Annotated in this window: 6 protein-coding genes; 2 read left to right on the plus strand and 4 right to left on the minus strand. The window is 46.4% G+C overall.

The features are described 5' to 3' along the window. Nucleotides 1–14: 14 nt before the first annotated feature. The 3 genes from QQL36_RS11685 to QQL36_RS11695 form a co-directional block, all read right to left on the minus strand. Entirely contained in the window at nucleotides 15–7,376 is a 7,362-nt protein-coding gene (locus QQL36_RS11685; RefSeq protein ID WP_321569808.1) for an SDR family NAD(P)-dependent oxidoreductase, read from the minus strand. Nucleotides 7,377–8,070: 694 nt separating this feature from the next. Then, entirely contained in the window at nucleotides 8,071–8,865 is a 795-nt protein-coding gene (locus QQL36_RS11690; RefSeq protein WP_083728777.1) for a DUF6515 family protein, read from the minus strand. A gap of 118 nt (nucleotides 8,866–8,983) precedes the next feature. Next, entirely contained in the window at nucleotides 8,984–9,640 is a 657-nt protein-coding gene (locus QQL36_RS11695; RefSeq protein WP_321569809.1) for a GIY-YIG nuclease family protein, read from the minus strand. Between the two features lie 97 nt (nucleotides 9,641–9,737). Here QQL36_RS11695 and QQL36_RS11700 point away from each other — a divergent pair, with 97 nt between their 5' ends. Further along, nucleotides 9,738–10,634, plus strand: coding sequence for an aldo/keto reductase (locus QQL36_RS11700; protein ID WP_083728781.1), 897 nt, complete (start codon nucleotides 9,738–9,740; stop codon nucleotides 10,632–10,634). Nucleotides 10,635–10,755: 121 nt separating this feature from the next. On the opposite strand, the gene QQL36_RS11705 is transcribed toward QQL36_RS11700, so the two are convergent. Beyond that, nucleotides 10,756–12,318, minus strand: a complete 1,563-nt coding sequence (locus QQL36_RS11705) for a S41 family peptidase (protein ID WP_321569810.1) — start codon at nucleotides 12,316–12,318, stop codon at nucleotides 10,756–10,758. Between the two features lie 253 nt (nucleotides 12,319–12,571). On the opposite strand from QQL36_RS11705, the gene QQL36_RS11710 reads away from it, so the two are divergent. Beyond that, nucleotides 12,572–14,860 carry a GH92 family glycosyl hydrolase gene (locus QQL36_RS11710; protein WP_321569811.1) on the plus strand — a complete coding sequence of 763 codons (2,289 nt, stop codon included), beginning with the start codon at nucleotides 12,572–12,574 and terminating at the stop codon, nucleotides 14,858–14,860. The last annotated feature ends 75 nt before the right edge of the window (nucleotides 14,861–14,935 follow it).

The following is a 14,935-nucleotide window of genomic DNA, read 5'->3' on the forward strand; positions in this document are numbered from 1 at the left end:
GACGTTTTTAAAGGTTATGCCATGATCAGTACCTGACTCTCATTTCCATATTTCAGCTCGTTTACAAATAGCTCCATGCCTTCCTGTAAAGGGATGAGGGCAATGCCTCTGCGTTCATATTCCCTTTCCAGCGCAGGAGACACCATCCCAGTGCCTTTCCATGGACCCCAGTTGATAGCTGTTACTTTCCCTTTGATGGTGTTGCGCAGCTCCCATGCATAGCGGTCCATCACACTGTTGGCAGCAGCATAGTCGGTTTGACCACGGTTGCCATATACAGAAGCGACACTGGAAAAGAAGATCACAAACTGTACATCCGGACGCAGTTGTTCTGCCAGTATTCTCAGTGGTGTAACTTTGGTCGTGAACACGCGTTCGAATGATTCAGAAGTCTTCTGCTGGAAGAGTTTATCTTCCAATAATCCGGCTCCATGCACTACGCCATCAATCCGGCCATAGTCTTTGTAGACCTGATCGATCAGTGCACTGATCTCCTGTTCATTGCGCAGGTCAAGTGAGCGATAAATAACAATCGCACCATTTTTCTCAAGCGAATGGATAGTGGATAATATCTGGTTTGCTTTGTGTATTTCGGAAGCTTTCTTTTCTATGTCCGCCGGTTTGGTGAGTTGGCCTTCGGCAATCAATTGCTTTTTGATCGCATCTTTGGTAGTGAGAGATGCATATTGAGAAGCTACTGTATTGCGAGGGTCAGCGGAGCGGCCTACGAGTATATAATTACAAGGGTAATCCTTTGCAAAGCGGATCATCAGTTCTGCTGTAATGCCCTGTGCACCGCCTAATACCAGTACTACGCTGTTCTTATCCAATTGCAGTTGTGAAGTATCACCTACGGGTAATTGTGAAGGTATCAGACTAAAAGTATGTCTGCTGCCATTGTGATAAATTACTTCTGCTGGTTCATCAGGATGTAGAATTTCATCGATGATCATACCCGGAATGCGATCAGCCGGGAACTGGCCTGTCAGCGTAATACTACGGCACTTGGTAGCTTCCCATTCCTTGTCCAGGCTTTTTAAAAAACCTGGATACCCTTGTACACTACGCAAGTCTTTGGCATCGCCATTCAGTACACCGGAAATGGCATATACCCATTTCGCTTTTTCAGGGTTCAGCTTTTTGATGGTGTCAAATGCTGTGAGGATGTTAGGCCGGCCGGTTGCTGTAAGCAGATCTGGAATGATCAGTCCCTGATATTCATCTAAAGATTCTTCACCTTTTATGATCGTAACACTGGCGCCTTTTTCAACCAGCAAACTTTGCAAAGCCGCAGGCAATGCGCTGCCATCGTCCATGATAGCAAACTTCGCATCTTTAATAGCAACTGGTTGTTGTGAAAAAACGGAAGGTGTCAAAGAAAAACACAACCGTGAAAGACTTGCTGCTGTTGCTGCAGCTATCGCATTGGCGGTATTGTATACAGGAATCGCGTTACTAACGTTCTGCACAGGACTCGCATTACTCACGTTCTGCGCAGGACTCGTATTACCCACGTTGTGCAAAGGACTCGCATTACTCACGTTCTGCGCAGGACTCGCTGGAGTAGTACCACCTACATTTTCAGCAATCCATCGCACCAGACCATTCAGCGTTTTAATCCCTGCCAGTGCTTCTGTTTTATCTTCTCCATTCTGAGAGAAGCTGCCAATCTTTATTTTCAGCTCCCCCAGTATCTCCATACGTTTGATGGAATCAATACTGAGATCTGCTTCAAGATCCAGGTCCATACCCAGCATATCAGTAGGATAGCCGGTTTTTTCACTTACCGTGAGCAGGAGTATATTTTTGATTTCGCTTTCGGACCAGGTGACCGATGTTTGCGCCGCAGCAGCTGCGGAGGGAGCTGCTGCCGGAGCCGCCTGTTGTTGATCCATATTACCAGAAATCCATAACAACAGCCCATTTAACGTTTTGATACCCGCTAATTGTTCTACCACAGCTTCGTCGCTCTGACCACTGGTTTTGAAACCACCCAATCGGGTGCGCAGTTCACCAATGATCTCCATGCGCTTGATAGAATCTATACTCAGATCCGCTTCCATGTCGAGGTCTAAGCCCAGCATCTCTTGTGGATAACCGGTTTTTTCACTCACAATTTGCAAAATAGTATCTTTGATATCGACCACAGGTTGTTGTGCAATGGCGTGTTGCAGCGATACACCACCAGCATCTGGTAAGCTCTGTGCATCTACGTTTTCAGCGATCCATTGCAGTAGTCCATTCAGTGTTTTGATACCTGCCAGTTGTTCTACAACTGCTTCGTCTGATTTACCACTTGATTTGAAACCACCCATTTTGGTACGGAGCTCCCCGATGATCTCCATGCGCTTGATAGAGTCAATGCTCAGGTCAGCTTCCATGTCCATTTCAAGGCCGAGCATTTCGTGTGGATAACCTGTTTTTTCACTGACTACTTCGATGAGGATGCGTTTAGTATCTCTCTTTGTTGCAACTGGAACAGGAGCCGCAGCCGCCGCAGCAGGTACCGCAACCTGAACCGCCACATGCGTAACCGGCGCCACAGCCGCTACCGACGCGGCAATCGGCATTGCCGCCGGCGTATGCCCCAAATAACCCAATATCACATCTCTCTGTGCCTGCACTAACAATTTCACACTATTCAAATATTCCTGCACCATATGTTCTGCATTGCCAGCAGGAGGAGCTACCACTACAGGCGCCGCGCCAATATTCAATTTCAATGGCTGCAATAATGGCATTGCACCATGCGCCGGCAACTTACCCACGGATGGTACTGCCATATGCCCATTTACAAACCATACTGTAGCACTCTTCTTATATTGAGCAGGATTATCCAGTTGTAATACCTGCACATCACGACCATCAAAGAGTTTCTCTAAATTGATCGCTCTACCTGTACTAATATATTTTGCCAGTGTATTCAACAAATGCGTGATCGCATGCGGTGCTTTATCTTCTGTATGCAACACCAGCGTCTCTTTACCTAAAGTTGACTTTGCCAGATTACTCAATACCTTACCCGGACCTGCTTCGATAAACACCCTTGCACCCGCAGCATACATGTGTTCCACCTCTTCTGCAAACAATACTGGTTTAACGATATGCTCCGCCAATCTAGCCCTGATCTCCGCTGGTTGTGTTGGATACAACTGTGCAGTAGTATTTGACCATACAGGAATTGTAATAGGTGCAAAATCCACATCCTTGATCGCCGTCTCATATAGCGCCTTTGCACCCGCTATCACCGGACTATGAAATGCGCAAGCCACTTCCATCTGTTTGTAAGAGATCTTCGCCTCTTTCAATTTTTCCATCAGCGCCTCAATATCAGCTGTTTTACCAGCCAATGCCCATTGCGCAGGCGAATTATGATTTACAGGATACACACCCGTACCCTCACCCGTAAATGCTTTCAACACATCTTCCCCACAGCTCACAGCCACCATCATTCCTTTATCATCAATCACGCCACCCAAAATCGCTTTTGCACGCAACTCACTCAGCGGCACCAACTGCTCAGCAGCAAATGCACCTGCAAAACACAGCGCAGGCAACTCGCCATAACTATGCCCTGCCACCATATCAGGCTCAATACCCAATGATTGCAGGAATTGCGCCATGGCCAGATCCACAATCCCCAACACAGGCTGCGCTACCCTTGTATCTTTGATCTGTTCCTTCTGTTGCCGGATCGCCTCATTATTAAACACCGCAGGTGGGAACAACACTTTCTCATAAGCAGGATGTTTCTTCAGCAACTGTCTCATTACAGGGAAAGCTACAAACAGCTCTCTCGCCATATTGATCCGCTGACTACCCTGCCCTGGGAACAAAAAGGCTACCTTCCCTTCTACAGGCGCTGTTACATAAATATCTTTAGAAGTAGCACCTGCCAGCGCCAGATCTAATTTCATCATCAGATCTTCTCTACTTGTCGCCACTATAGATAAGGATACCGGCTCCTGACTATACACTGCCAGACTATAAGCCAGGTCCTTCAGTGATATGCTATCATTGTTTTGGAGTATGCTGCTCACCGCTTTCAACAACGGCTGACTATTTCCTCTGAATACAAATAACTCTGCCGGCCATGTCTTTATCGCTGTATGCGCATCCTGTACACTGGCATCATTCTCAATCACCGCATGGAAGTTCGTACCTCCAAACCCAAATGCGCTGACACCCGCCGTACGCTTATCATCCAGCCACAACCCGGCTTCCGCATTAAACAGGAAAGGACTGCTTGCCGGATTATAAAAACTATTCGGCGTCTTCATATGTAAGGTAGGCGGCTTCACACCATGGTATACTGACAATGCTGCCTTGATCAATCCTGCTAAACCTGCAGCACATTTAGTATGCCCGATCTGTGTCTTTACAGAACCCAGGTAGGTCTGCCCGATCACTGCACCATTCTGAATCAGCATGTCAGAGATCGCACTGATCTCAGTCTTATCACCTACTACAGTACCAGTACCATGTGCTTCCACCAAACCCACTGTAGCGGGAGAGATCCCACTCATCTCATACGCACGTTCCAATGCTTTCACCTGCCCTGCCTTTCTCGGTGCAGTTAATCCTAAACTCTTACCATCACTGCTACCACCTACACCTTTGATCACCGCATATATCTTATCTCCATCTCTTTTTGCATCTGACAATCTTTTCAGCACAATCATCGCTACCCCTTCACCCAGTGCAATACCATCCGCCTCACTATCAAAAGTTGCGCACCGTCCTTTCTTTGACAACGCATGCGTACTACTAAACATCAGGTAGTCATTAATCCCATTGTGCAGGTCGGCAGCACCAGCCAGCACCATTTCTGACTTACCCAATACCAGCTCCTGACAAGCCAGGTCAATCGCCGCCAGCGAAGATGCGCAAGCTGCATCTACCGTATAGTTACGTCCACCCAGATCCAACCTGTTCGTAATACGACCAGAGATCACATTTGCCAGCACGCCCGGAAAACTATCTTCCGTCATCCGTGGCAACACTGCTTTCAACTCCTCCGGCAGCTCACCCAGATACTGTCGATACGTAGATCTGAACCCATAACTATTCGCCAGATCAGTACCTCCTTCTGCACCTATAATCACAGATACATCTTCTCCATTAAATTCCTTTCCGCCATACCCTGCATTATCCAGCGCCTGCTTTGCTACCAGCAAAGCCAGCAACTGTGTAGGGTCTATCGCCGCCAATGACTGTGGTGGAATCCCAAACGCCATCGGATCGAAATCAATACGCGGAATAAACCCTCCCCACTTGGAAGGAGACATCTCACCATCATTCGAATTATTATCAAAATACAATTCCTTGTTCCATCTCTCATCCGGCACCTCTGTTACACAGTCTACACCATTTAATATATTCGCCCAGAACTCATCGATATTTTTCGCACCCGGATAGATACAAGCCATACCTATGATGGCCACATCCAGAGCTTTCTCCGGCTGTGTAAGCGGTGCAGGCAAAATAGCTTTATCAATAATTGTCTGATTCATCGCTGCCACATCTTCATGTAGTGCATGCATCGTCACCGTTTCATTGCGCATGGCGGCTACCTGTCCAATCATATACATGCCTTCACTCAGCTGTTGCTTCGGCGCTATTTTTACCAAACCTTCATCCGTTCTATCTACACCTTTCGCCGCTATACGCAAGCGGCCTACATTCAGTGATTCGAGTTGAGTCCAGATCTCTTTTTTATCCACATTCGCAGCTACCAGCTGCTCTTTTTCCTTATTAAAATAATCGGCGAAAGGAGAGTGCAGACAACGGGTTTCATGGCCCGGTGCAGTTTCTAATAAAACGGTATGATTATGTGCAATGGCCTGATCCTGGAATTGCTGCAGGATTGCACCTGTCTCTACCGCTTCTTTCGTATAGATATAAGCAGTACCCATCAGCACACCTACCTTCGCACCTTTGGTGGCCAATGGCGCGACCATCACACCAATAAAAGCTGCTGACAATGCATCGTGAATACCACCAGCAAAAAACAAACTGAACTGGCCCGCACTTTCTTCCTGCAATAGTCTGTCAATCTGTTTCTCCCACAGCACAAAGCTGGACAGGGGCCCTACGTGTCCTCCGCATTCGCGGCCTTCAAACACAAACTTCCTGGCCCCTTCTTTTATAAACATATCCAGCAATGAAGCTGAGGGTACATGCAGGAAAGACTGAATACCCTGCTGCTCCAGCGCTTTGGCCTGAGAGGGGCGGCCACCGGCAATGAGCACGAATGGAGGTTTTTCTTCCAGTATGTAGGCAGTCTGCTCATCTCTCAGCTCCTGCGGTGCAAACCCGAGTATACCCACACCCCAGGTTTTGTCACCGGCAAGTTGTTTGGTTTCGCGAATCAGGTTTCTGGCTGATTCGCCTTTCAATAAAGACAAGGCTACGAATGGCAGTGCACCTGCATTGGCTACAGCCGCAGCAAAAGCGGGCACGTCGCTCACACGTGTCATCGGCCCTTGTGCAATGGGATAGGTAATGTTCAATTCCTTCGCCAGTGCATTGTTCGGACTGATGACAGGCTGTGTTTGTGCCTGCCTGATATGCCCACGAATGGCATGATGCATACCGGTGATGAGTCTGCCTAATTTCTTATATCGCTTTACAAGGTCGATAGAGATGGCAATGTCCTGACCCAGTGGCAGGAAACCTTTATCCAGGTCCAATGTTTGTAACAGTGGCTCCAACTGGGCCATGGTCGCGTTTTCCGGCAGCTCCGGAGAGTTGGGGCGTACCAGTACGCGGAAATGATCGATGATGCGGGTCTCATTTCCATTGAGTTTTTCGCATACATTTTTTAATGCTTTAGGGGCTGTACATTCAGGAAAGAGTGCCAGTTGACTGTCCAGTACCACCCCTGTAGCGCCAGTGGCTATAAGAGCCGCTGTAGCGTGAATACCGATACCTCCCTGTACATATATGTGGGCATCAGGCATTGCTTTGACTACCTGCTGAAAAAGAATATAAGATGATTCATCACCTGTTTTACCACCGCTTTCATTCCCTTTGAGGATGATACCGTCGGCCTTCTCTTTCTTTGCCAGCTTCGCTTCGGCAAGACTATGCACCTGGTAAAACAGTTGTACTTTCTTTGGCAGTTTTAATTTCATGCCATAGGGTGCAATGACCATTGATACCTGCTCAGGGAGGGAAATATCTGCAACACTAGTATGCACAATACATACACCAAATGGTTGTGACAGTTGTAATGCCAGTGCAGATAATGCAGTTTCCGCAACCTGTCTGTTACGTCCTAAATGGAGTACAGGAAAGGCTTTCGCATTCGCCAAAGCAATGGCAAGGTGAACGTCAGGGTTTTCGAACGGGGTGATCCCGATAATTGTAGACATATTCATACTAGGTTATTTGAGTTAGATAACGGGCATACCTGTTCCGGTCCATGATCATCGTTTGATCATAGTAATGCTATACCGCGTGCCTGGATTATTTTAATATAACTGTTGCGCCTTTCAGACTACTATGTTGACGTCAGGACATAGTAATCCAATCCTGTTTATACGAACTGGAATTTGTTTTCATAGCGCAGACTTATTAAAGGCTGAACGGGCCTGGATCTCACATGAACAACTGTTCTTCCTGCTACAGAAAGTTAAATGGCTGAAAGAGATCTATTCTCGCAGCTCTTAATATATTATGACGATTCCTGGTGAAAATAAAAAGCGACTCCGGTAATGGTTATTTATCCTGATACGATGTTAATGACGATCGAAGATAAATTGGTGCAACAACACTATTGATTTCTCAGATCCCTGCCTGGTTTGGTACTGTGTTCTGGTTGTGGGTTTCATAGAATTTAAAAGATATCTGGTTATTTGAGATGTTTCAAAGGAAAAACCTTTAATGTTATGTTAAAGCTACTAAAATTTCCTTGAAAAAAATATAGGGGTTAGCGATGAATTAGTAGTTCGTAACAGGAAATTAATATCTGTAAATAATACTAATGTAAATATGAAAGGGAATAAAACTAAAAAAGACAAGTGGCACGGAAACCCATGCCACTTGTCTCAAATTGTAAACAGATACTTAGTTGTCTGCTGACAGCTTCCCAACGACTTTATATCCTCTGGAACTGTCTGCGTTAGTGACTTCCTGGTAATACATACCATCTGGAGACACGTATAATTGCTGACCATTTATTTCAACTCCCCTGCAACCATTTGGCAGTTGTTGCAATATCTCCGGCTCAGGTGCAGGCGCAGGTTGTTCGTCCTGTGCTTTGCCTGTATCCAGCTGTCCGTTCTTACCTACTACCACATATTTTACTTGTTTATCCTGTAGGATTTCCTGGTAGTAAGTACCGTTCTTTTCGTAGTAGGTATTCCCGTCAATCACCACCGTATTTACTCCATTTGGTAAACCTGGTATCACTACGCCCAATGGAGGATCTACTACCTGGTATTGTTCACGCTGAGTACCTTCGGCTACATATGATTGATAGAAGTATCCATCAGAATAGTAGTAAGGCCCCCATGCCGTGTTGAAAGAAAGGAAGCCATAAGGCAATACATTCACCACGAATCCTATTGGCATGCCGTAATAACGGTATGGACGATAATATGGACGTGGATAATGCGCGTAATAAGGAGAGCGGTAATAACCACCCGCATAAATGCGTGGGCCTACAATAGCTGCACCAATACCGACACCGATCCTGGCGCCACCACCCACAGCGATCCTTCCACCGCCACCACCGAATGCGATACGGCCTCCACCGCCACCGCCCCAATGTCCACGACTACGTTGTGCAGATGCACTATCAACTGTTGCGACACTTACCAGGGCTATCAAGGTCAGCAACACGTATATTCTATTCTTCATTTTGCCTCAGAGTTTAAATATTAGATCGATCTGGATACGATAAGTTTAACGTTAAAAACGTGTTTAACATTTTATGTGAAGGTAAATTTGTGTGGCTTAAAACCCGCTTAAAATGGCATTAAAACAACTGGTTGCGGAGGATCCTTTTTATCATCTGGATCGTATTGCGGCCTATTTGTCCCTTGTATTTATTCAGAATGGCAACTTCTGAGCTACCCTTGCTTAATTCGTTCACTACCGGCAACCATTTGCTCAGAAAGGCTGAGTTAGGCGTACGGTATTTTAATAACCGGCGCACGGTTTCTATCACTGCTTTGGGTACTGTTCCTTCGTGGAGCTCAAATACTTCGTCCGTACTCAGACCCAGGTCTATATCCTGTGCCACCCGGCTATAATCCTGCAGGTATTTTTCGTTTGCTTCCATTACCTGCAATAGGGGATCATCGCTGTAGCGGATATGTCCATATTGTCTGGCTTGCTTATGTATACGGCTGAGGGCGTAATTGCGGGCTACGTTGTCACAAATAACAAGGTCGGAGGGTTGGAGTTCGAACCATTCACCTTTTACCCTTTTGTGCTGGAATATTACATGTAGGCATTCTTCCAGGTCATCCATATTGGCAGCAGGGTATTGGCGGATCACACGGAACATTACGGGCAGGTGAGTATGATAGGAAGAAAGCCTTTTCTGCAGATCCTGGGTTTTCCCAATCTTGTAGAGGTTTTTTCCTGTATTGATAATATAAACACACTTGCCAATGAGGACTTGTTCCATATAATGACAGAATGACAATCCGAGGATATATATGCAAAATGTAGAATTTTTTTTAATAATGGTGCTATTTTTTTGCGGGGGCAGTTAAATTAGTAGAATGAAATACAATACCCTGGGTAAATCAGACCTTCAGATCAGCGAAATCGCTTTTGGATGCATGTCGCTGGGAGAGAACACATTAGAAAACACTTTCCTGGTGCACCGCGCGCTGGACAAGGGGATTAACTTCTTTGACACGGCGGATCTCTACAATCATGGGGATAATGAAGTACAACTGGGATTGGCGCTGAAAGGGAAACGGGATAAGGCGGTGGTAGCTACCAAGGTAGGGAACGAGTGGAGAGCAGATAAAAGCGGGTGGGATTGGAATCCGTCCAAAGCTTATATCCTCAGATCGGTAGATGAGAGCCTGCGACGCCTGGGCACGGACTACATTGATCTGTACCAGTTGCATGGGGGCATGATGGAGGATCCTATTGATGAGACCATTGCTGCTTTTGAAGAATTGCAACAGGCAGGGAAGATCCGGTATTATGGTATTTCTTCTATTCGTCCGAATGTGATCAGGGAATATATCAACCGCTCCAATATCGTGAGTGTAATGATGCAATACAGCCTTCTGGACCGCAGACCGGAAGAGACCTGTTTAGAATTATTAAAATCAAACAATATCGGGGTATTAGCGAGGGGAGGAGTGGCCAAAGGCTTACTCGCCGGCAAGCACCCGGAGCCGTACCTGAACTATGATGCGGCCGCTGTGGCAAAAGCAGCGCTGGCAATTGCAAACATTTCACAGCAGGATCGTACACTGGCACAAACGGCATTACGGTTTGTACTGCATCAGCCGGCTATCGCCGCCGCCGTAGTAGGGATCAGAACACAGAATCAACTGGAAGAAGCGGCAGGAGTATTTAAGTCAGCGGCCCTGACACCTAATGAAATAGCGGAACTGGAGCAGTCAATCCAACCAAACCGCTATGACCAGCATCGTTAAAAAGCATGGCCGTGCCGAAGCAAAGCAGCTCTTCTTTTTAGCCGGGCGCAGGCCCTTTCAAAAACAAAACCGCTTTTGCCGTAGGCAAAAGCGGTTTTGTTTTTGAAAGAAGTATAATTTTTTATTTCAATTTCTTCCCTATCCTATAATCCACCATCCCACTAAACTTCTTTGTATTCAACGACGGCCCTGACACTCTCAACCCTTCACTACTACCCGTAGCCAACCTGCCACCAGTACTCGCCGGATAACTACCCGTCGTCAGATAAGTCTGAATATTATACAGATTCTCATCCCCCGTCAAACTTCCCCATCTTGCACCGATATAATCTGCCGCGGAATCAGTCGGGGTAATACCTGAATAATACCCACCTGTATGGTTGGCATTTTCAGTCGCAAAGTTAATCGCATACAGATCCGCCAGGTACTGTTCTTTACCGGTACTATCATAGTCAGACAAGGTAAATGTGATAAATCCACAAGGTTTACCATAAGTCGTAGTACCTACCAGCTGCACATTCATATAAGGCTTCAGGTTATTCAGCGTCATCTCACTGGCAGAAGCCGTATTCCCTGATGTAATAAAGAATACATTATCCAGTGCCAGTCCGCCGGTAGTAGCCGGGAAGTTCACACTGGCTTCCAGGCCCACCTGATCCAGGTTAGCCGTCAGCTTATCATTATACAGGTAATAATACATGGTCTTGCCCGCAGCGCTGGCCGGTGCAATCGCGCTATCCAGGTATTCTGCCGTGGTGACAGAACCACCACCATTATAGCGAAGGTCTACAATCAGGTTCGTGATACCCGCTGCTTTAAATTTGGTAAACAGGGCATCCAGGACTGTTTTGGTCGGTGAAGCCACCCCTTTACTGGTATAGGTACTGGTAAAGGTATAGAACACAAAATACCCCACTTTAGACCCATTGATGGTATAAGTGGTATCAAACAGCACCGGGTTAATATTGTAAGTAGCAGCAGTCAGTGAATAACTGGCGGTTACTTTTGATGTGTTTTTTGTCACCGTCAGACTCACAGAAGTGGAGTTAAACAGGGCATTGGTTACTTTGGTCGTATTGGTACCTGAAGATCCATCATAGGCAATATCCGTATCGCCGTTGATCGCTGTGATCCTGTCGCCTCTTTCCAATCCGGCCTGACCGGCAGGGGAGTTCTTATCTGCATAAAGCACGTACAGGTAAGTGGTAGACTTATTTGCATCAGCATATACATAACTCACTTCCATCCCGAAATCGCCGGAGGTAGCAGACACTTTTGTCAGGGAACCAGATACCCCATCCTGCAGGGAGGTGGACAATGACCCTGTTCTGTCCAGAAAGCTATACCTGTCCAGCGCGGTTGATCCCGTTCCTACAGAATAAGCTTTCATGGCTGTGAGCAGGTCATCAGCGGTGGAATAGGTGCTACTCAGTGGATTCATGGTAGGTACATTGGAATACCAGTAGTAGGTAGGCAGGTCAGTCGTCGTACTACGACCACCATTTACATAGCTCACCTGCATGGTGTTGTACATCAGGTATTTCAGCGAATCCTCGTCGGAGGTAGCAGTGCCGGAGGTCGTGGTTGTTGTACTCCCGGATTTGCTTTCTTTTTTACAGGCAGTGAAAAACCCTGCACACAGCGTACCTACAGTCAGTACGGCCAGCGTAAATCTTTTATTCATGAGAAGGATGGATTTTCAATGAATTGATACTCTTATACAATACGACCATATTGGACTACACGGTTGGTTTAAAGTTTACTTTTTAAGGAAAAGTTAATATTCTCCCGGAGAAAGTTCTTTTTAGCTAAAACAATTTAGCCTATCTCCGAACGCCAGTACAGCTATTCTTCCATTTATAAAATAAATGGTATTTTGCCCCGCGAAAACTTATTTTTACGTCCTTTATCATGCTAAAATTCCAGACACTCTCAACATGAAAAAACTCATCATTCCGGCCCTTTTGCTGGCATCCTGTTTTGCAAAGGCCCAGACTGTGAACAGCGTCTCAGACCCGGTAGAATGGGTCAATCCACTTATGGGAACCGATTCAAAGGGTTCCTTGTCAACTGGTAATACCTATCCAGCCATTGCCTGCCCATGGGGTATGAACTTCTGGATGCCGCAGACCGGCAAAATGGGCGACGGATGGGCGTACACCTACCATTCGGACAAACTGCGTGGTTTTAAACAAACCCACCAGCCAAGCCCATGGATCAACGATTACGGCCAGTTTGCCATCATGCCGGTAACGAAATCCGTAAAATTCAAAGAAGATGACAGAGCCAGCTGGTTCTCGCACAAAGCGGAAGTAGCCAAACCATACTATTATAGTGTATACCTGGCCGATCACAACGTGACCACGGAAATCACTCCAACTGAAAGAGCTGCCGCTATCCGTTTTACCTATGGTAAGGAAGACAGTGCTTTCGTAGTGATCGATGCGCTGGACAAAGGCTCTTACATCAAAGTATTGCAGTCAGAGCGCAAAATTATCGGCTATACCACTAAAAACAGCGGTGGCGTACCTGCTAATTTCAAAAACTACTTCGTACTCACTTTCGACAAGCCTTTCACTTATGTCGCTACCTTCAAGAACGATGTACTGAGCAAAGGTGTTGCGGAAGCACAGGAAAATCACGTAGGTGCCGTAATCGGCTTCTCTACCGTGAAAGGTGAGCAGGTAAACGTAAAAGTGGCATCTTCCTTCATCAGCCCTGAGCAGGCAGTATTGAACCTGAACCAGGAGATCGGCAGCAGCACTTTTGACGCTATCAAAGACAAGGCAAAAGCTGCCTGGAACACCGAGATGAGCCGTATCAAGGTAGAAGGTGGTACATCTGACCAGACCCGTACCTTCTATTCCTGCCTGTACCGTTCTATGCTGTTCCCGCGTAAATTCTATGAGTACGATGCCAAAGGTGCAGTGGTACACTACAGCCCTTATAATGGCCAGGTACTGCCAGGCTATATGTTCACCGATAATGGTTTCTGGGATACTTTCCGTGCCCAGTTCCCTTTCTTCAACCTGATGTACCCTTCTATGAACGCTCACATCATGGAAGGTATGGTGAACGCTTACAAAGAAAGTGGCTGGTTGCCTGAATGGGCGAGCCCTGGTCACCGCGATTGTATGATCGGTTCCAACTCTGCTTCCCTGATTGCAGATGCTTACCTGAAAGGTGTAAGAGGTTTCGACATCAACACCGCGTACGAAGCGATCATTAAAAACTCTAACAACGAAGGTCCGCTGGAATCAGTAGGCCGTAAAGGCGTAAAATATTACAATAAACTGGGTTATGTGCCTTATGATGTGAAGATCAATGAGAACACTGCCCGTACACTGGAATATAGCTACGATGACTGGACTATCTGGAAACTGGCAGTTGCCCTGAACCGTCCAAAGGCAGAAATCGAACGTTTTGCTAAACAGGCGCGTAACTACCGCAACGTATATGATGCAGAGAGCAAATTAATGCGTGGTAAAAATGAGGATGGTAAATTCCAGACTCCTTTCAATCCAACCAAATGGGGAGATGCATTTACGGAGGGTAACAGCTGGCATTATAGCTGGTCTGTATTCCACGACGTACAGGGCCTGATCAACCTGATGGGTGGTAAAGAAACCTTCGTTCAGATGCTGGATTCCGTATTCGCTATGCCTCCGGTATTTGACGATAGCTACTACCACTTCACCATTCATGAAATCCGCGAAATGCAGATCATGAACTTCGGTCAGTATGCACATGGTAACCAGCCTATCCAGCACATGATCTACCTGTACAACTATGCAGGTGCTCCATGGAAATCACAGTATTGGCTGAGGGAGGTCATGAACCGCCTGTATTCAGCTACTCCTGATGGTTATTGCGGTGATGAGGATAATGGCCAGACTTCTGCCTGGTATGTATTCAGTGCACTGGGCTTCTACCCGGTTACACCTGGTGCGCCACAGTATGTAGTAGGTGCGCCTTTGTTTAAAAAAGCAACCGTGAAGCTGGAAAATGGAAAAGAGATCGTGATCAATGCACCAGGAAACAGCGAAGAAAACCGTTATATCAGATCTGCCACCTTCAATGGTGCCAACCTGACTAACAACTGGCTGGATTACAATGCTTTGATGAAGGGGGCAACTATCGACTTCGATATGGATGCTACACCAAATAAGAGCAGAGGTATCTCTGATAAAGATGTGCCTTATTCCATGACCCAGGAGGTTAAATAAGATAAAATAATATCATTACAGATAGGAAGCCCCCTCAACTGAGGGGGCTTTTTTTTATAGTGCTTGTTCGACGCG

It is taken from the genome of Chitinophaga sp. LS1 (genome assembly GCF_034274695.1).
In the GTDB taxonomy this organism is placed as follows: Bacteria; Bacteroidota; Bacteroidia; order Chitinophagales; family Chitinophagaceae; genus Chitinophaga.

Excerpts from the sequence above, each read along its gene's own strand:
- QQL36_RS11685 (WP_321569808.1), bottom strand. The coding sequence starts at position 7,376 with ATGTCTACAATTATCGGGATCACCCCGTTCGAAAACCCTGACGTTCAC.
- QQL36_RS11690 (WP_083728777.1), bottom strand. The coding sequence starts at position 8,865 with ATGAAGAATAGAATATACGTGTTGCTGACCTTGATAGCCCTGGTAAGT.
- QQL36_RS11695 (WP_321569809.1), bottom strand. The coding sequence starts at position 9,640 with ATGGAACAAGTCCTCATTGGCAAGTGTGTTTATATTATCAATACAGGA.
- QQL36_RS11700 (WP_083728781.1), top strand. The coding sequence starts at position 9,738 with ATGAAATACAATACCCTGGGTAAATCAGACCTTCAGATCAGCGAAATC.
- QQL36_RS11705 (WP_321569810.1), bottom strand. The coding sequence starts at position 12,318 with ATGAATAAAAGATTTACGCTGGCCGTACTGACTGTAGGTACGCTGTGT.
- QQL36_RS11710 (WP_321569811.1), top strand. The coding sequence starts at position 12,572 with ATGAAAAAACTCATCATTCCGGCCCTTTTGCTGGCATCCTGTTTTGCA.